This is a genomic window from Streptomyces sp. NPDC052682 (genome assembly GCF_040678435.1).
GTDB lineage: Bacteria > Actinomycetota > Actinomycetes > Streptomycetales > Streptomycetaceae > Streptomyces.
Genome location: NZ_JBFATS010000020.1, coordinates 1 through 18,230, shown reverse-complemented (window position 1 = coordinate 18,230; position 18,230 = coordinate 1). Strand labels below are relative to the sequence as shown.

Annotated in this window: 17 protein-coding genes, 1 rRNA gene and 1 riboswitch; of the genes, 5 read left to right on the top strand and 13 right to left on the bottom strand. The window is 70.8% G+C overall.

Translation table 11 applies throughout. The features are described 5' to 3' along the window. Positions 1-17: 17 nt before the first annotated feature. On the bottom strand, positions 18-605 hold the full coding sequence (locus AB0K80_RS27690; RefSeq protein ID WP_365674192.1) for a DUF1707 domain-containing protein: 588 nt from the start codon (positions 603-605) through the stop codon (positions 18-20). A 159-nt stretch (positions 606-764) separates the two neighbouring features. Here AB0K80_RS27690 and AB0K80_RS27685 point away from each other — a divergent pair, with 159 nt between their 5' ends. The 4 genes from AB0K80_RS27685 to AB0K80_RS27670 all read left to right on the top strand — a co-directional run bounded on the left by AB0K80_RS27685 (position 765) and on the right by AB0K80_RS27670 (position 4,102). Further along, positions 765-1,160: a helix-turn-helix transcriptional regulator gene (locus tag AB0K80_RS27685; protein ID WP_365674190.1), complete on the top strand. Its 396-nt coding sequence runs from the start codon at positions 765-767 to the stop codon at positions 1,158-1,160. A gap of 181 nt (positions 1,161-1,341) precedes the next feature. Beyond that, positions 1,342-2,151: a molybdate ABC transporter substrate-binding protein gene (gene modA / locus AB0K80_RS27680; RefSeq protein WP_365674188.1), complete on the top strand. Its 810-nt coding sequence runs from the start codon at positions 1,342-1,344 to the stop codon at positions 2,149-2,151. Further along, positions 2,148-2,996, top strand: a complete 849-nt coding sequence (locus tag AB0K80_RS27675) for an ABC transporter permease (protein WP_365674186.1) — start codon at positions 2,148-2,150, stop codon at positions 2,994-2,996. The genes modA and AB0K80_RS27675 overlap by 4 nt, the downstream gene beginning before the upstream one ends. Positions 2,997-3,034: 38 nt before the next feature. Next, on the top strand, positions 3,035-4,102 hold the full coding sequence (locus AB0K80_RS27670) for an ABC transporter ATP-binding protein (protein WP_365674184.1): 1,068 nt from the start codon (positions 3,035-3,037) through the stop codon (positions 4,100-4,102). A gap of 39 nt (positions 4,103-4,141) precedes the next feature. On the opposite strand, the gene gcvP is transcribed toward AB0K80_RS27670, so the two are convergent. Then, on the bottom strand, positions 4,142-7,027 hold the full coding sequence (gcvP, locus tag AB0K80_RS27665; protein WP_365674182.1) for an aminomethyl-transferring glycine dehydrogenase: 2,886 nt from the start codon (positions 7,025-7,027) through the stop codon (positions 4,142-4,144). A 176-nt stretch (positions 7,028-7,203) separates the two neighbouring features. Then, a riboswitch (glycine riboswitch) is annotated at positions 7,204-7,299 on the bottom strand. A gap of 113 nt (positions 7,300-7,412) precedes the next feature. Here gcvP and AB0K80_RS27660 point away from each other — a divergent pair. Beyond that, positions 7,413-7,790 (top strand): PRC-barrel domain-containing protein, encoded by a 378-nt coding sequence (locus tag AB0K80_RS27660; RefSeq protein ID WP_365674179.1) that lies wholly within the window; start codon positions 7,413-7,415, stop codon positions 7,788-7,790. On the opposite strand, the gene AB0K80_RS27655 is transcribed toward AB0K80_RS27660, so the two are convergent. The 11 genes from AB0K80_RS27655 to rrf all read right to left on the bottom strand — a co-directional run. Beyond that, on the bottom strand, positions 7,706-9,136 hold the full coding sequence (locus tag AB0K80_RS27655) for a DNA polymerase IV (RefSeq protein WP_365674177.1): 1,431 nt from the start codon (positions 9,134-9,136) through the stop codon (positions 7,706-7,708). The genes AB0K80_RS27660 and AB0K80_RS27655 overlap by 85 nt on opposite strands. A gap of 87 nt (positions 9,137-9,223) precedes the next feature. Next, complete coding sequence (locus AB0K80_RS27650; protein WP_365674176.1) at positions 9,224-9,907, bottom strand: MerR family transcriptional regulator; 684 nt, start codon at positions 9,905-9,907, stop codon at positions 9,224-9,226. A 327-nt stretch (positions 9,908-10,234) separates the two neighbouring features. Next, entirely contained in the window at positions 10,235-10,708 is a 474-nt protein-coding gene (locus AB0K80_RS27645) for a bifunctional nuclease family protein (RefSeq protein ID WP_026253112.1), read from the bottom strand. Positions 10,709-10,792: 84 nt separating this feature from the next. Continuing rightward, entirely contained in the window at positions 10,793-11,530 is a 738-nt protein-coding gene (locus AB0K80_RS27640) for a MerR family transcriptional regulator (RefSeq protein WP_365674174.1), read from the bottom strand. Between the two features lie 43 nt (positions 11,531-11,573). Further along, positions 11,574-12,518: an FHA domain-containing protein gene (locus AB0K80_RS27635; RefSeq protein ID WP_365674172.1), complete on the bottom strand. Its 945-nt coding sequence runs from the start codon at positions 12,516-12,518 to the stop codon at positions 11,574-11,576. Positions 12,519-12,579: 61 nt separating this feature from the next. After that, positions 12,580-13,443: a DUF881 domain-containing protein gene (locus AB0K80_RS27630; RefSeq protein WP_365674170.1), complete on the bottom strand. Its 864-nt coding sequence runs from the start codon at positions 13,441-13,443 to the stop codon at positions 12,580-12,582. Between the two features lie 5 nt (positions 13,444-13,448). Beyond that, positions 13,449-13,781: a small basic family protein gene (locus AB0K80_RS27625; RefSeq protein ID WP_029384100.1), complete on the bottom strand. Its 333-nt coding sequence runs from the start codon at positions 13,779-13,781 to the stop codon at positions 13,449-13,451. Positions 13,782-13,794: 13 nt separating this feature from the next. Continuing rightward, positions 13,795-14,709 (bottom strand): DUF881 domain-containing protein, encoded by a 915-nt coding sequence (locus AB0K80_RS27620; RefSeq protein WP_365674168.1) that lies wholly within the window; start codon positions 14,707-14,709, stop codon positions 13,795-13,797. Positions 14,710-14,807: 98 nt separating this feature from the next. Next, positions 14,808-17,303 (bottom strand): mannose-1-phosphate guanyltransferase, encoded by a 2,496-nt coding sequence (locus AB0K80_RS27615; protein ID WP_365674166.1) that lies wholly within the window; start codon positions 17,301-17,303, stop codon positions 14,808-14,810. A 114-nt stretch (positions 17,304-17,417) separates the two neighbouring features. Then, complete coding sequence (locus AB0K80_RS27610; RefSeq protein ID WP_365674164.1) at positions 17,418-18,026, bottom strand: CDP-alcohol phosphatidyltransferase family protein; 609 nt, start codon at positions 18,024-18,026, stop codon at positions 17,418-17,420. Positions 18,027-18,135: 109 nt separating this feature from the next. Further along, positions 18,136-18,230: ribosomal RNA gene (gene rrf, locus AB0K80_RS27605) — 5S ribosomal RNA — on the bottom strand; the annotation flags it as partial.

Below are 18,230 nucleotides of genomic sequence, written 5' to 3'. Positions count from 1 at the left end.
CACGGGTCATGGGGTGGTCAGCGGCCGGCCCTCCTGCCGAACCTCCGGCGCGGGGGACGCACCACGACCTGCCCGTAGCGGATCTCCCCCGCTATCTCCACCCTCAGCACCACGGGCCCCTCGGTGACGGCCGAGCGCGGTGTCTTGATCTGGGAGTAGTGGGTGACCAGGGCGTCGGTGTCCACGACGATGCCCGGCCGGGTCACCAGCTTCAGGGCGCCGGCGTGCAGGCCGAGGTCGATGCGGAGGGTGTCCCGTGTGATCACCGCCCGGGTGAAGTCGAGCGTCACCTCGCCCCACTCCGAGCGGATCTCCATGGCCGCCGGCACCACCCAGCCCTCGCCGCGCCGCGTGGAGGCACCGACCTGCTCGATCCGGGCGACGTCCTTGGCCTCGGCGGCGCTCCCGGCCGGCAGGTCGGCCGTGAGCGCCGCCAGCTCGCCCAGGGTGCGGGCCGACAGCGCCGCCCCCACCCGCTCGTCGAGCTCCTCGGCCGTGAGCCTGCCGTCCCCGGCGGCGACGGTCAGCACGTCGACGACCCGGTCCCGCTCCGCATGGGAGGCGCGCAGCCCGGCTGCCTCCCCGACCAACACTTCCCCCGACAAGGACCTCACCCCGATCTCGTCCGGGCACGGCATGGACGCCCCACCCGCTCGACCCCAAAAAACGCTATATCGCGTTATACCCCGGGGTCCGGCCCGCTGTCCACCGTTCCACCGGCCCGGCTCCACCACCCCCTGCCCCGCCGCCCTATCGTGACCGGCATGCAGTCCTACACGATCGGCCAGGCAGCACGGCTGCTCGGCGTCAGCCCGGACACCGCCCGCCGCTGGGCCGACGCGGGCCGGATCGCCACCCACCGCGACGCACACGGGCGGCGCCTCATCGACGGCCGCGACCTGGCCGCCTTCTCGGTGGAGCTGGCCAGGGCCGGCGCCGCGGAGGAGGACACGCCCTACACCTCGGCCCGCAACGCCTTCCCGGGCATCGTCACCGGGATCAAGCTGGGCGACGTGGCCGCCCAGGTCGAGATCCAGGCGGGCCCGCACCGGCTCGTCTCCCTGCTGACCCGGGAGGCCGTCGAGGAACTCGGCCTCGAGGTGGGCATGGAGGCCACCGCGCGCGTGAAGTCGACAAATGTCCACATCGACCGCACCTGAACGGACCGGCCGCGCCCCAGATCAGCACGGCAGAGGAACGCACATACCCACCCCGCCACCCCCTCGCACCCGCTGATGCGATGCCGTCAAGGCCTTCCACCTCGCATCTGCGCCGATATGATCGACGTATCGGAGGGGTTCTGAGGGGCCCTTCCCCGCGTCACACAGGGAGTGGCCCCAGATGACCAGTACCGCGCACCGGAGACACCCCGTCCCGCAGGCCGCCGGTGTCTGCGCCGCCGCGCTGCTGCTCCTGGGCGCCTGCTCCTCGTCCGCCTCGGACGCGGACCCGGGCACAGGTTCCCCGGCGAAGCCCTCCGGCACGGTCACCGTCTTCGCCGCCGCCTCGCTCCAGGAGAGCTTCACAGCCCTCGGCAAGCGGTTCGAGAAGGAGCACCCGGGCACCGAGGTCAGCTTCAGCTTCGGCGGCAGCGACAGCCTCGCCGCCGGGATCACGGGCGGTGCCCCGGCCGACGTCTTCGCCGCCGCCAGCCCCAGGACCATGAAGGTGGTGACGGACAAGGGGGACGCGGTGGGCACACCCGTCACCTTCGTCCGCAACCAGCTGGAGATCGCCACCCTGCCGGGCAACCCGGACCGGATCACCTCGCTGAAGGACCTGACCCGGCCGGGCGTGAAGGTCGTCCTGTGCGCCAAAGAGGTGCCGTGCGGCGCCGCCGCCCAGAAGGCCCTCCACTCCGGCGGCCTCACCCTCACTCCCGTCTCCTACGAGCAGGACGTCAAGGGAGCCCTGACGAAGGTCGAGCTGAAGGAGGCCGACGCCGCCGTCGTGTACAGGACCGACGTGAAGGCGGCGGGTGCCAAGGTGGAGGGCGTCGAGTTCCCCGAGTCGGCCAAGGCCGTCAACGACTACCCGATCGCCCTCCTGAGGAACGCGTCCAACCCCACGGCGGCGAAGGCGTTCATCGCCCTGGTGCGCTCCGCGCAGGGTCAGAAGGTGCTCGCCGAGGCGGGGTTCCTCAAGCCGTGACGCGCCCCGCCGGTACCGGGACCAGGACGGACGGCCCGCGGCCCACCCGCCCTGGCAGGGCGACCCGCCGCCCCGTCCCGGTCGTCCTGCTGCTGCCCGCCCTGGTCGGCCTGGCGTTCCTGCTCCTGCCCCTGATCGCCCTGCTCGTGCGGACGCCCTGGAGCAGCCTGCCCCAGCAGCTGTCCAGCACCGAGGTGTGGCAGGCGCTGCGCCTGTCGCTCGTGTGCGCCACGGCGGCGACGGCGCTGAGCCTGGTCATCGGGGTTCCCCTGGCCTGGCTGCTGGCCCGCACGGACTTCCCCGGCCGCGGCCTCGTCCGCGCCCTGGTGACCCTGCCCCTGGTGCTGCCCCCGGTGGTGGGCGGCGTGGCCCTGCTGCTCGCCCTCGGCCGCAACGGCGTCGTCGGGCGGTGGCTGGACGCCTGGTTCGGCATCACGCTGCCGTTCACCACGTGGGGCGTCGTCCTCGCCGAGACGTTCGTGGCGATGCCGTTCCTCGTGATCAGCGTGGAGGGCACCCTGCGGGCCGCCGACCCCCGCTACGAGGAGGCCGCCACGACCCTGGGCGCCTCCCGCCTCACCGCCTTCCGCCGGGTCACGCTGCCCCTGATCGCCCCGGGCGTCGCGGCCGGCGCGGTCCTGGCCTGGGCCCGGGCCCTCGGCGAGTTCGGCGCGACGATCACCTTCGCGGGCAACTTCCCGGGCCGTACGCAGACCATGCCGCTGGCGGTCTACCTGGCCCTGCAGAACGACCCGGCGGCGGCGATCGCCCTCAGCCTGGTCCTGCTCACCGTGTCGATCGTGGTCCTGGCAGGCCTGCGCGACCGCTGGCTGACGCCCTCATGAAGCCGCCCCCCATCCCCTCACGAGGACACGCTCCCCTGATGACCACCCCCGGCACCCCACCCGAGCACGAGGGCCTCGACGCCCACCTGGTGGTCGACCGAGGAACCTTCCACCTGGACATCACCCTCACCGCGGCCCCCGGCGACGTGCTGGCCCTGCTCGGCCCCAACGGCGCCGGCAAGACCACCGCCCTGCGCGCCCTCGCGGGCCTGACCCCCCTCACCGCGGGCCACCTGCGCCTGGACGGCAGGAACCTCGACCGCACCCCGCCCGAGTCCCGCCCGGTCGGCGTCGTCTTCCAGGACTACCTGCTCTTCCCCCACCTGACCGCCCTCGACAACGTCGCCTTCGGCCCCAGGTGCCGGGGCGCCACCAAGGCCGAGGCCCGCGCCCGGGCCGCCGAATGGCTCGCCCGCATGGGCCTCGCCGACCACACCGCCGCCAAGCCCCGCCACCTCTCCGGCGGCCAGGCGCAGCGTGTCGCCCTGGCCCGCGCCCTGGCCATCGGCCCCCGCCTGCTGCTCCTCGACGAGCCGCTGGCCGCCCTGGACGCCCGTACCCGTCTGGACGTACGGGCCCAGCTCCGCCGTCACCTGGCCGGCTTCGAGGCGGTCGCCGTCCTGGTCACGCACGACCCGCTGGACGCCATGGTGCTGGCCGACCGCCTGGTCGTCATCGAGCACGGCCAGGTCGTGCAGGAGGGCACCCCCTCCGACATCGCCCGCCACCCGCGCACCGACTACATCGCCCAACTGGTCGGCCTGAACCTCTACCGCGGCACGGCCGACGGCCACACGGTCCGGCTCGCCACCGGTCCCGCCATCACGACCACCGAAGACCTCACGGGCCCGGCCTTCGTGGCGTTCCCGCCCAGCGCCGTGACCCTGTACCGCGACCGGCCCACCGGCTCCAGCGCCCGCAACCTGTGGCGCTGCGAGGTCGCGGGCCTTCAGACACACGGCGACCAGATCCGCGCCGACCTCGCCGGCGAACTCCCGCTGACCGCCGACCTGACCACGGTCGCCGCCGCCGAACTCGGCCTGCACCCGGGTGCGACCGTCTGGGCCACGGTCAAGGCGGCCCAGACCCACGCCTACCCGGCGTGAGGGGCTCCGCCGCGGCGGAGCCCCGGCGGGCCCGGCCGCTCAGTCCTCGTACGCGTCCAGCGGCGGGCAGGAGCACACCAGGTTCCGGTCACCGAAGGCCTGGTCGATCCGGCGCACCGGCGGCCAGTACTTGTCGGCGGCCGACACCCCGCCCGGGAAGACGGCCTCCTCGCGGCTGTACGGGTGCTGCCACTCCCCGCCGAGCACCCGAGCCGTGTGCGGGGCGTTGCGCAGCGGGTTGTCGTCCGCGGGCCACTGGCCGGAGCCGACCTTCTCGATCTCCGCGCGGATGGCGATCATCGCCTCGCAGAACCGGTCCAGCTCGGTCAGGTCCTCCGACTCGGTCGGCTCGATCATCAGCGTCCCCGCCACCGGGAACGACATCGTCGGCGCGTGGAACCCGTAGTCGATCAGCCGCTTGGCGACGTCGTCCACGGTCACACCGGTCGCCTTGGTGATCGGGCGCAGGTCGATGATGCACTCGTGTGCCACCAGCCCGCCGGGACCGGTGTAGAGGACCGGGTAGTGCGGCTCCAGCCGCTTGGCGATGTAGTTGGCGCTCAGCACCGCCACCTGCGTGGCCCGCCGGAGCCCCTCGCCGCCCATCAGACGGACGTACGCCCACGAGATGGGCAGGATGCCCGCCGACCCCCACGGCGCGGCCGAGATCGGCCCCACGCCCGTCTCAGGCCCGGCCTCGGGCTGCAGCGGGTGGTTCGGCAGGTACGGCGCGAGGTGCTCGCGCACCGCCACCGGCCCGACGCCCGGGCCGCCGCCGCCGTGCGGGATGCAGAAGGTCTTGTGCAGGTTCAGGTGGGAGACGTCACCGCCGAAGTGCCCCGGCTTGGCGAGCCCCACCAGGGCGTTGAGGTTCGCCCCGTCGACGTAGACCTGTCCGCCGGCCTCGTGCACCTGCGCGCAGATCTCGGAGACGTGCTCCTCGAACACACCGTGGGTGGACGGGTAGGTGATCATCAGTACCGCGAGCTCGTCGCCGTACTGCTCGATCTTCGCCCGCAGGTCGTCCACGTCGATCTCGCCGTCCTCGGCGGTCTTCACGACGACGACCCTCATGCCCGCCATCGCGGCGCTGGCGGCGTTCGTGCCGTGCGCGGAGGACGGGATCAGGCACACGGTGCGCTGCTCGTCCCCGTTGGCCCGGTGGTACCCGCGTACGGCGAGCAGCCCGGCCAGCTCGCCCTGCGACCCGGCGTTGGGCTGGAGGGACACCTTGTCGTACCCGGTGACCTCGGCGAGACGTTCCTCCAGCTCGCGGATGAGCGTGAGGTACCCCTGCGCCTGCTCGCCGGGCGCAAACGGGTGCAGCTGCCCGAACTCGGGCCAGGTGACCGGCTCCATCTCGGTCGTCGCGTTGAGCTTCATGGTGCACGAGCCCAGCGGGATCATGCCCCGGTCCAGCGCGTAGTCGCGGTCGGCCAGCCGGCGCAGGTAGCGCAGCATCGCGGTCTCGGAGCGGTGCTGGTGGAAGACGGGGTGCGTCAGGATCGCGTCACTGCGCAGCAGAGCCCCCGGCAGCGTGTCCTGCGCCGCCGCGTCCAGCTGGTCGATGTCGCCCTCGACCCCGAACGCGTTCCACACGGCCCGCAGCTGGGCCCGGCCGGTGGTCTCGTCGCAGGCGATCGAGACGTGGTCGGCGTCGACGAGCCGCAGGTTGACCCCGTTCTCCCGCGCCGCGGCGACGACCTCGCCGGCCCGTCCCGCCACGCGCACGGTGAGGGTGTCGAAGAAGGCCCGGTGCACGACCTCCACACCGCCCGCCGCCAGCCCGGCGGCGAGGACGGTGGCGTACCGGTGGGTCCGGCGCGCGATGCCCTTCAGGCCCTCCGGCCCGTGGTAGACGGCGTACATCCCCGCCATGACGGCGAGCAGCACCTGCGCGGTGCAGATGTTGCTGGTCGCCTTCTCACGGCGGATGTGCTGCTCACGCGTCTGCAGCGCGAGCCGGTAGGCCTTGTGCCCGTCGGCGTCCACCGACACGCCCACCAGCCGCCCCGGCAGGCTGCGCGCGAACTTCTCGTGCACCGCCATGTAGCCGGCGTGCGGCCCGCCGAACCCCATCGGCACACCGAACCGCTGCGTCGTCCCGACCGCGATGTCGGCCCCCAGCTCACCCGGCGACTTCAGCAGCGTCAGCGCGAGCAGGTCGGCGGCGACGGTGACGAGCGCGCCCAGCTCGTGCGCCTGGTCGATCACCGGCTTGATGTCCCGTACGGCACCGGAGGCACCGGGGTACTGGATCAGCACGCCGTTGATCTCCCGCTCGGCGACCTCGGCCGGGATGCCGTCGCCGAGGTCGGCGACGACGACCTCGACCCCGGTCGGTTCGGCACGGGTCTGGATCACGGCGATGGTCTGCGGGAGCGCGTCCGCGTCGACCAGGAACAGCCCCTTCTTGTTCCGGCCCATGCGCCGCGACAGCGCCATGGCCTCGGCGGCCGCGGTGCCCTCGTCGAGCAGCGAGGCACCGGAGGTCGGCAGCCCGGTCAGGTCGGCGACCATGGTCTGGAAGTTCAGCAGCGCCTCGAGCCGCCCCTGCGAGATCTCCGGCTGGTACGGCGTGTAGGCGGTGTACCAGGCGGGATTCTCCATGACGTTGCGCAGGATCACGGGCGGGGTGAAGGTCCCGTAGTACCCGAGGCCGATCATCGAGGTGAGGACCTGGTTGCGGTCGGCCAGCGACCGCAGCTCGGCGAGCACCTCGGCCTCGCTGCGCGCGCCCGGCAGGTCCAGCCGGTCCGCGTTCTTGATCACGTCCGGGACCGCGGCGGCGGTGAGCTCGTCGAGCGAGCCGTAGCCGACCTGCGCGAGCATCTTGGCCCGCGCCTCCTGGTCGGGCCCGATGTGGCGCTGTTCGAAGGGGATTCCCTGCTCGAGCTCGGAGAGCGGGGTGCGATGGGCGGTCATTGCGGAGGCCTCCTGGTCTGACGCGACCTTCGAGGGGCACCACGGCACGGGTGCCCCGACGGCCTCCCCCTCTGTCATCTCGACCTGAGAGCTTCACCGGATCGCCCGAAGGCCTCCGGCTTTCACCGTCGGTGAGAGCGGAAGCCGTCGACACCCGCTCTGCTTTCCAGAGTGACCTCGTCCGTGCGGTACGTGGGCCTGAGAGATTCCGGGGAGGATTTGCTCCTTCGGCGCCTCCGATGGTGTCTGGAGGACTCTCCCGCACGGGGTCAGCAGCCGTCTGCCAGCCTACCAGCGGGGTCAACGCCGGGACCTTCGAGTGGCCGGGTCCTCGATTGTGCCGTTGTGTAGTGCTTACGGATGTTTGCGACCATGTGGAGGGCCCGTGCGTACCGACATCGACCCACGCAACCTGATCGGCCGCAAGGCGTTCGACCGCAACGGCACCAGGATCGGCACGATCGACGAGGTCTACCTCGACGACGCCACCGGCGTCCCCGAGTGGGCGGCCATACGCACCGGCCTGTTCAGCAGGGACGCCTTCGTCCCCCTGGAGCCGAGCGAGCTGATCGACGGCGCCCTCCACGTCCCCTTCGACCGCGCCCTGATCAAGGAGGCCCCCGACTTCGGCGTCGGCCGCCACCTCTCCCCCGAGCAGGAACTCCAGCTGTACCACCACTACGGCCTCGACGTGGCAGCCCCTCCCCCGCCGGCCGACCACCGCTTCGGCACACTGGCCGACACGGACGAGACACCGGCCTGAGAACCCTGCCCGGGTCTTCGCGCCACCAGCGGCAACGGATCCGCCGGCTCCAGCTGAGGGTCGTCCACACGGAAGGTCCGCACCCGCCCCGGCTCCGAGTCGGGCGTCTCGAACCGCACGGTGACCCGCCCGAGACCACTGCCCTGCACCCACCCGTGCCCGTACACGGCGTGCCGTACGTCGTGCCCGGCCGGCCAGCGCCGCTCCACAGGCGCCTGCTGCTCGTGGGCGGGCACGGCTTCCGGCTCCTCCACCGGGGCCTGAGGACGCTCCCCCGCCGCCTGCGCGAAGAGGTCCTCCTGCGTGTAGTCGGCGAGCCCGCTGACCCCGACGCCGAGCAGCCGCACGCCGCCTGTCGTGTCGACGGAGCCCAGCAGCCGGGCCGCCGCCTCCCGGATCACCGCCGGATCGTCCGTGGGCCCCCGCAGCGTCTCCGACCGGGTCAGCGTGGAGAAGTCGTACCGCCGCACCTTCAGTACGATCGTCCGCCCCGACAGCCCGGCCCCGCGCAGCCGCCGCACACACCGGTCGGCGAGCCGCTGCACCTCCAGCCCGACGCGCACCCGGTCATGGATGTCCACGTCGTAGGTGTCCTCCACCGACACCGACTTCGCCTCCCGCTCGGCCACCACGGGCCGGTCGTCCCGTGCCAGCGCCATGGCGTACAGCGCGTGCCCGTGCGCCTTGCCCAGCAGGCGCACGAGCTCGTCCTCGCCCGCCTCGGCGAGTTCACCGACGGTGTGGATCCCGGCGCGCCGCAGATGGTCACCGGTGGCCGGGCCGACGCCCGGCAGCGTCCGCACCGGCATCGGCTCGAGCAGTGCCCGCTCGGTCCCCGGCTCGATCAGCACCAGTCCGTCCGGCTTGGCCTGCTCGGAGGCAATCTTCGCGAGCATCTTGGAGGCGGCCAGGCCCACCGACCCCGTGAGCCCGGTGACGGCCCGGATGTCCGCGCGCAGCTTCGCCCCGGCCAGCCGTGCCGACCGCTCGTCCCAGGCCGCCGCGCCGGCCTCCAGATCCACGAACGCCTCGTCCAGGCTGAGCGGCTCCACCAGGGGCGACAAGGCGCGCAGCAGCTCCATCACCTGCTCGCTGATCGACCGGTAGAACGCGAACCTGGGCACCAGGTACGCGGCGTTCGGAGCGAGCCGCCGGGCCTGCGCCATGGGCATCGCGGAGTGCACGCCGAACACCCGGGCCTCGTACGACGCCGTGGCCACCACCCCGCGCGGGCCGAGTCCGCCGACGATCACGGCCTTCCCGCGCAGGCTCGGCTTGGACGCCTGCTCCACCGAGGCGAAGAAGGCATCCATGTCGAGATGCAGGATCGTGGGCGCGGTTCTCACATCTCCGATGCTGCCTCACGCCACTGACAACGGCCGGGGGGCACGGCCCCTCCCGGCTCTGGGTCACGGCCCCGGGCCGGCGACGGCTCAGACGGCCCGGTTGCGCCGCCGCGCGAGCTCGTCCGCCGGGTTGTGGCCGACCAGGGTCTCCCCCGTGTCGACCCGCTCGCCGTGCAGCTGGGAAAGCGCGTTCTCGACGTCACGCCACACCACGCCGACGGCGATCCCGAAGATCCCCTGACCGCCCTGGAGCAGGGCGTGGACCTCGTCGGGCGACGTGCACTCGTAGACCGTGGCGCCGTCGCTCATCAGCGTCATGCGCTCCAGGTCACGGAAACCGCGTTCCCTCAGGTGCTGCACCGCGGTGCGGATGTTCTGCAGCGACACCCCGGTGTCCAGGAACCGCTTGACGATCTTCAGGACGACGACGTCCCGGAAGCTGTACAGCCGCTGCGTCCCGGACCCGTAGGCGGGCCGCACGCTCGGCTCGACGAGCCCGGTGCGGGCCCAGTAGTCCAACTGCCGGTAGGTGATCCCCGCGGCGGCGCAGGCCGTGGGGCCGCGATAGCCGATCTGCTCGGACGCCATGGACGTCGTCCCTCCGCTGCTCGGCACGGCCGTCGGCCGCTGGGGCGGGTGGTCGGCCGCGCTGATGTGCTGGGGATACCCCCTGCTCGAGCGGAGCCGAGAGCTGGTGGGAGGGTACGGGCCGTTCACCCCGAGACTGCGTCCGGGGGCACCCCCAGCCGTACCGTCGCCGCTGCTTCTCACGCCGACCTCCGTCCTTGACCTGCCTTCTCGACGGTAGGCAGCCACCAGGGGTGCGTCAACGACCGCCACACTCGGCACGCCGAGTGATAATCACCCTGAGAGTGGTTTCCCGTGCCCCACCGCGGGGAAAGGCTAGCCGAATGCCCTCGGCACGGACCGTGTGAGGCTCTCACAGGCCACTGGCACATGCGGGCATGTCGCCTTCCGCGGCACGCGAAGGACCTGCGCACACGCCGTGGGCGGCCCCCCACGGACCGCTTCGTCCGCCGGGCCGCCCACCCACCTCACCGACTCCTGGGTGCCGTCGCCGGCCACCGCACCGGAGGCTCACTGACTGCTGGTGCCGAAGTCCTCCGGCGAGATCTGGTCGAGGAACTCGCGGAACTTCTCCACCTCGTCCTCCTGCTCGTCCGGGATCGCGATACCGGCGTCGTCGAGCACCGTGTCGCTGCCGTAGATGGGCGTCCCGGTGCGCAGGGCGAGCGCTATGGCGTCGGACGGGCGGGCGCTCACCTCGACTCCGCTCGCGAACACCAGCTCCGCGTAGAAGACGCCCTCACGCAGGTCCGTGATGCGCACTTCCGTGAGCTCCTGGCCGACGGCCTCCAGCACGTCCTTGAACAGGTCGTGGGTCAGCGGCCGTGCGGGAGCCATGCCCTGCTGGGCGAAGGCGATCGCCGTCGCCTCCCCCGGTCCGATCCAGATGGGAAGGTAACGGTCGCCTCCCACTTCACGCAGCAGCACGATCGGTTGGTTGGAGGGCATTTCGACCCGGACACCTACGACATCGAGCTCGTTCACACAGCAACCCTAGGCGGTGCTCGGGATGTTTGGGTAGTCGAGCAGACGACAGGCGACCGATCCGGCCCGCCGGTCCGCCCCGGTTCAGGGCAGCCGCACTCCCAGAGCGATCTGCACGAGCGCCGCGTGCAATCTCACGGCCAGCCCCGCCAGCTCCTTCGTACGGGCTTCGGCATGCGCTCTGGTCTGCGGATTCCTGTGACGCTTCAGCGGAGCGACGACCTGGTCCACCAGCCCGGCCTCCCGGTCGGCTGCGGCCTTCATCACCCGCAGATGCCGCGGCTCGATCCCGAAGCGCCCCAGCTCGGCCACGAGCGAGGCCACGGTGACCGCCTCGGCGTCGTAGGCCCCGTCCTCCAGCGGAGCGATGAGCCCGTACGACTCCCACTCCTTCAGGTCCTGCTCGTCGATGCCGGCGGCGGCGAGCAGCTCGGCCCGCCCGATCCGCGCCGCTGTGGGCCCCTCCAGCGGCTCCGGCTCGGCCTCGCCGTCCCGCTGACGCCCCAGGGACGGCAGCTGCACGGCCTCGCCGCGCTCCCTCGCCTCCAGGTGCTCGCGGATCACCTTGAGCGGCAGATAGTGGTCCCGCTGCATCCTCAGGACGAGGCCGAGGCGCTCGACGTCCTCGGCGCTGAACTTGCGGTACCCGGAGGGGGTCCGCTGCGGCTCGACGAGGCCCTCCGACTCCAGGAAACGGATCTTGGAGATCGTGATGTCGGGGAACTCGTCGCGCAGCACGTTCAGCACCGTGCCGATGCTCATCAGCCCACTGTCCGTGGCGGCGGTACCGTGCCCGGCACCGCCGCTCGGTGTTCGCAGCATGGACCTTCCCTGGGGGTCCCCCCGGACGGTGTCCGGGGGCGGGTCAGTAGCCCCGCTGGCTCGCGTAGAAGACCAGCCGGTACTTGCCGATCTGCACCTCGTCGCCGTTGTTCAGGGCGACCTGGTCGATCCGCTCCCGGTTGACGTAGGTGCCGTTCAGGCTGCCGACGTCGGCCACCGTGAACGAGCCGTCCGGGCTGCGACGGAACTCCACGTGGCGCCGCGAGACCGTCACGTCGTCCAGGAAGATGTCGCTCTGCGGATGGCGCCCGGCCGTGGTCAGGTCGCTGTCCAGCAGGAAGCGGCTGCCCGCGTTGGGCCCGCGGCGCACCACCAGCAGCGCGGAGCCCTGCGGCAGCGCCTCCACCGCGGCCTGGGCCTCGGGAGACAGCATCGGCAGAGGGGTCTGGCCGGTGGTTTCCCCGTCGTAGGCCTCCAGGCCCGAGATCGAGATCGTGGAGGTCGTCTCGGACGAACGCTCGGGCGCGACCCCGGGCCGCAGCGGCGCGCCGCAGTTCGAGCAGAAGCGGCTGTTCTCCCCGTTGCGGTTACCGCACCTCGTACACACCAGGGCCGACATGGATGAATCCTCCTGCGGCGACTGCCCCGCCGGGGCGTTGGCGTACGGGCCGGACGAGAATCCTCCACCCGCACCTGAGGTCGACGGCTGTCCGAAACCTATGCCGCCGGACTGCGCAGGGTCAACCGACGACGCGCCCTGGCCGGCCGCGGCACCGGGCACCTGGTCCCGGAACAGCGGACGCTGGCCTTCCGCCTCAGGCTGTGCGCGATGACGAGCGGTCGCGTTGTCGCTGCCCTCTCGCGCGCTCTTGCCGAACCACTTCGCAAACAACTTCACGGGCGATTCCCCTTGACCGAAACAGACCCGCCCGTGGGGCAGGACGAACCCTGACTGAACACTCTGGCCGACCCGGACATCCTCACAACGTCCGTCTCCACCAGACAGTTTCCACCACGCACCACCCAATCGGTGCGCCGACCCCCCGCAACCTCATGCCCTTGCCTGATGAGCCCCATGCACCCCCGGTTCACCGGGAGGACGACCGAGCGTAGTCAGGCCGCTTCGCCGCTCGCAAGGCGTCCACAACGATCTTGTTCGACCGCTCCACAGCGACGGTGGCCTGTTCCTTCTCGAGAGTCTGCACCACGCCTCCGGGGATGTTGAGCGCCGGCTCGAGGTCCTGCGGTTTGCCGATGACCTTGAAACGATAGGGCGCTTTGATCTTGTTCCCGTCGACGCTCACACCATTGCCGGCGTCCGACAGATAGGTGTTGGCGACGACCCGTACCCCGTTCACCTGGATCGCCTCCGCGCCCGCCGCGCGCAGCTCCTGGACCGCGTCGAGCAACATGTCCGCCTCGACCGTCCCCTTCGTGTCCTGGATCGTCATCGTGATGCCGGGCCCCTGCGCGGCCACCGTGCCCGCCAGGATGCCGAGCTGCCTCTCCTTCTCGACCGTCTGCTTACGGGCCTCCTCGGCCTGGTCGGAGCTGTTCTCCAGCTCGTCGCGCTGCTTTTCGAGGCCCTGCTTCTCGTCTTCAAGACGCTGCGTACGGTCGTCCAGTTCATCGAGGATGCGGACAAGATCTTCCTGCCGTGCTCCGCGCAGCGCGCTGTCGCTGTCGCTGTTCGAGGCGACCTGGACCGCCAGCCCGAACCCGAGGCCGAACAACAGCACTGCGACGATGAGTTGGGCCCGCGTGAAGCGCGGCGGCCACAGCCCCTTCATCAGCCGCTGCCGGCCGGTCGGCCCCGGCTCGGGCTCCTGCTCCGGGCTCGCCGCCGCGGGCGGCGGCGCGGGCGCCTCTTCGGGCAGTTCCTTGCGCAGCCTGTTCGCGGGCTCCGGCTTCTCGTCGTCCCGTTGTCCGGGTCGCTCGTCGTGCTCGCTCATCGGCCTCACGCCCGGAACACGTGGCGGCGGATGGCCGCGGCGTTGGAGAAGATGCGGATGCCGAGCACGACCACCACACCGGTGGACAGCTGCGCGCCCACGCCCAGCTTGTCGCCCAGGAACACGATCAGCGCGGCCACGACGACGTTCGACAGGAACGACACCACGAAGACCTTGTCGTCGAAGATGCCGTCGAGCATGGCCCGCAGACCGCCGAAGACGGCGTCGAGCGCCGCCACGACAGCGATGGGCAGGTAAGGCTCGACGGCCGCCGGAACCTCGGGCCGGACCAACAGTCCGGCCACGACTCCCAGGACAAGGCCCAGTACGGCGATCACGATGGTGCCCTTCTCAGTTCTTCTCGGTGCTGTGCTTGTCGGTCTTCGGCTGTGCGGTCCGCACGATCACACTCGGTGCCGCGGGCAACTGGAGGTCGTCCTCCACGGAGATGCCGGTGCGGATGCCGTAGTTCTCCTGGAGGGCATGCAGATACAGCCCGTCGGCACTGTCCTGGAACCTGGTGCTGAGCCGCTCGCCGTCCCCCACCGCGAGCACCGTGTACGGCGGCACCAGCGGCCTGTTGTCCACCAGTATCGCGTCGCCGGCCGCCCGGATCGCGGACAGGGCCGTCAGCCGCTGCCCGTTGATGGAGATCGCCTCGGCGCCCGACTCCCACAGCCCGTTCACCACACGCTGCATGTCGCGGTCCCGCACCCGGCCGGTGTCGGAGAACCCGGACGCGTCGCGCGGGTCGCCGCCTGCGCCGGTACCGGCCTCCTTGGCGTCGTTCACCACGAGCTTCACACCAGGCCCGTGGACCGCTGCGGCACCCGACAGGATGCCCATCAGCTCGAACCGCTCGCTGCCGCCGCTCTGCTCCAGCGCCTCACGCTGCCGCGCACCCACGTCCTCGCGCAGCTTGTCGACGCTGCCCTCCAGTTTGTCGGCGGTCTCGGTCTGCCGGTCGATGCGGTCGATCAGCTCCTGGCGCTCCTTGGCCACGGTGGGGGCCGCGACCCGCGCCTGTGCCGCTCCGACGGTCACGACGAGGCCGGCGAGCACCAGCCCGGCGGCGAAACCCAGCTTCGCCCTGAGGGTCTTCGGCAGGCCGCCCTCACCCGCGGCCTTCTTCCGGGCCGCCGCCTCGGCGTATCCGTCGTCGAGGCTGTGGTCCATGACGTTGGTGAGCAACGACATGGACGCATCCGGGCGCGGGGGCCGCGCAGGAGTGCTCCGAACGGGGGGTTGCTGCGGCATGCCGCACATCGTCGCACGTCGCGCCGAGTACCGCCGAACGGCCCCACCGGCGTGCCGGACAGGCCCCCTTGGGGACACTTGTCCGGCACGCACGCGTGCTGCGCGTTTTACCGACCCGCGCTGTCCACGACCGCCGCCCACTCGTCGAGCAGGGCCTGCGCGGAGGCGTCGTCCGGCCCCTCGGCCCACAGATGGGTGACCGCTTCGGCCGGGTCGGGCAGCACCATCACCCAGCGCCCGTCGGCCTCGACCACACGCACACCGTCGGTGGTGTCCACGTGGCGGTCTCCGGCCGCCTCGACGACCCGCCGCATGACCAGGCCCTTGACGGCCCACGGAGTCGCCAGGTCCCGCTTGAGGACGTGCGCACGCGGGATCCGCGCGTCGATCTGGCTGAGCGTGAGCTGCGTACGCGCCACCAGCCCGATGAGCCGTACGAAGGCCGCGGTGCCGTCGTAGACGCTGCTGAACTCGGGGACGATGAAGCCGCCCTTGCCGTCGCCGCCGAAGATCGTCCCTTCCTCGCCGCCGACCCGCGTGAGGTCGTCGGGAGAGGTGGTCGTCCACTCGACCTGGGTGCCGTGGTACGCCGCGACCTGCTCGGCGATCCGCGTCGTGGTCACCGGCAGGGCGACCCGGCCGCTGCGCCGCTCCGCCGCCACCAGGTCGAGCATGACGAGCAGCGCCCGGTCGTCCTCGATGATCCGGCCCTTCTCGTCGACCAGGGAGATCCGCTCACCGACGGGGTCGAACCGCACGCCGAAGGCGGCCCCCGACGACGCCACGATCTCACCGAGCCGCATCAGCCCCGACCGCCGCATGTCGGCCGTCTCGGTGGGCCTGGACTCGTCGAGACCGGGGTTGATGGTCAGCGAGTCGACGCCGAGCTTGCCGAGCAGGCTCGGCAGCACGAGGCCGGCACTGCCGTTGGACGCGTCCACGACGACCTTCAGCCCGGACTCGGCGATCCCTGTCGTGTCGACGTTGCGCAGCAGCGACCCGGTGTACGAGTCGAAGACACTGGCCGGGAAGTGCAGGTCACCGATCTCACCCGGGAACGCGCGCCGGTACTCCTGCCGCGCGAACACCCGGTCCAGCTTGCGCTGGCTGGCCTGCGACAGGTCGGCGCCCTGCCCGTCGAAGAACATGATGTCCACGGAGTCCGGCACCCCGGGCGTGGTCCGGATCATGATGCCGCCGGCACTGCCCCGCGCGGTCTGCTGCCGCGCCACGGGCAGCGGTACGTTCTCCAGGTCCCGGACGTCGATCGCGCTGGCCTGCAGCGCCGAGATGACCGCACGCTTCAGCGCGCGCGCACCACGCGAGTGGTCACGGGCCGTCGTGACGGTCGAGCCCTTCTTGAGGGTCGTCGCGTAGGCGCCGGCGAGACGCACCGCGAGCTCCGGTGTGATCTCCACGTTGAGGATGCCGGACACACCGCGGGCACCGAAAAGATGCGCCTGCCCCCGGGATTCCCAGATGACCGACGTGTTGACGAAGGCACCGGCCTCGATCGTCTTGAACGGGTACACCCGCACATTGCCCTGCACGATCGATTCTTCACCGATCAGGCATTCGTCACCGATGACCGCGCCGTCCTCGATCCGGGCCGCGCGCATGATGTCGGTGTTCTTTCCGACGACGCAGCCGCGCAGATTGCTGTGAGGCCCGACGTAGACGTTGTCGTGGACGACGGCCTTGTGCAGGAAGGCGCCGCTCTTCACGACCACGTTGGACCCGACAACCGTGTGCTCCCGGATCTCGGCGCCGGCCTCCACCTTGGCGTAGTCGCCGATGTAGACGGGGCCACGGAGAACGGCGTCGGGGTGTACTTCGGCGCCCTCCGCCACCCAGACACCCGGGGAGATCTCGAAGCCGTCGATCTCGACGTCGACCTTGCCCTCGAGGACGTCGGCCTGGGCCTTCACATAGCTCTCGTGGGTGCCGACGTCCTCCCAGTAGCCCTCGGCGACATAGCCGTAGATCGGCTTGCCTTCCTTCATCAGCTGCGGGAAGACGTCACCGGACCAGTCGACGGGCACATCGGGCTCGACGTAGTCGAAGACCTCGGGCTCCATCACGTAGATGCCGGTGTTGACGGTGTCCGAGAACACCTGCCCCCAGGTCGGCTTCTCGAGGAACCGCTCGACCTTGCCTTCCTCGTCCACGATGGTGATGCCGAACTCCAGCGGATTGGGCACACGCGTCAGACAGACGGTGACCAGCGCGCCCTTTTCCTTGTGGAAGTTGATCAGCTCAGTGAGGTCGAAGTCGGTCAGGGCATCACCGGAGATGACGAGGAAGGCATCGTCCTTCAACGCCTCTTCGGCGTTCTTGACGCTTCCGGCGGTACCGAGTGGCTTCTCCTCGTTGGCATAGGTGAGCTCCATTCCGAGCTCTTCACCGTCACCGAAGTAGTTCTTGACGAGCGACGCAAGGAACTGCACAGTGACGACTGTTTCATTGAGCCCATGCCTTTTGAGCAGCCGCAGCACGTGCTCCATGATCGGGCGGTTCGCCACGGGCAGGAGCGGCTTGGGCATGCTCGAGGTCATGGGACGAAGGCGTGTGCCTTCGCCTCCGGCCATCACGACGGCCTTCATGTCGGAAGCGTCCTCCTCTAAGAGACGACGGTCTGACCGACTTCACACGCCGAGATTGTCCCGCACTTTTCCAGCACGGGCCATCGGGCCGTTACGGCCGCACAATCAGCGAGTTCAATCGGCCATGGCGTCCGCACGGACCAGGCGGCGGACTTGGACCACATAGAGGACTCCTGCCCACCAGTACAGCGTTGTACCCCATCCGGCGAACGCCCATCCGAAAATAGCAGCGAGTGACGAGATCCAGCTACTTCCGTCACTGAGCAGCAGCAGGGGGAAGGCATACATCAAGTTGAAGGTGGCCGCCTTCCCCAGGAAGTTGACCTGCGGCGGCGGATACCCGTGGCGCCGGAGAATGCCCACCATCACCAGCAGTACCAGCTCTCGCGCCAGTAGTACGGCCGTCAACCAGATGGGCAGGATCTCGCGCCAGGTGAGGCCGACCAGAGTCGAGAGAATGTAGAGCCGGTCGGCCGCGGGGTCCAGGAGCCGGCCGAGGCTGCTGATCTGGTTCCAGCGCCGGGCGAGCTTGCCGTCCAGGTAGTCGCTGACGCCGCTGAACGCCAGGACCAGCAGCGCCCAGCCGTCGCTCTTGGGGCCGCCGAACTCGGGCCTGAGGATCAACCACAGGAAGAGCGGCACCCCGACGAGCCGCGCCATGCTGAGGATGTTCGGGATGGTGAGGACACGGTCCGTCTGGACACGAGTCTCCTGGACCTCCACCCGGGGGCCTCCTGTGGGATACGTACCAACGATGCTCCCTGACCTTACCTCAACGCAAAAAAGCTCTGGCTCTCGGGCGGTGTGCCCAAGAGCCAGAGCTCTAAGAGGAGTTCGGCGGCGTCCTACTCTCCCACAGGGTCCCCCCTGCAGTACCATCGGCGCTGTAAGGCTTAGCTTCCGGGTTCGGAATGTAACCGGGCGTTT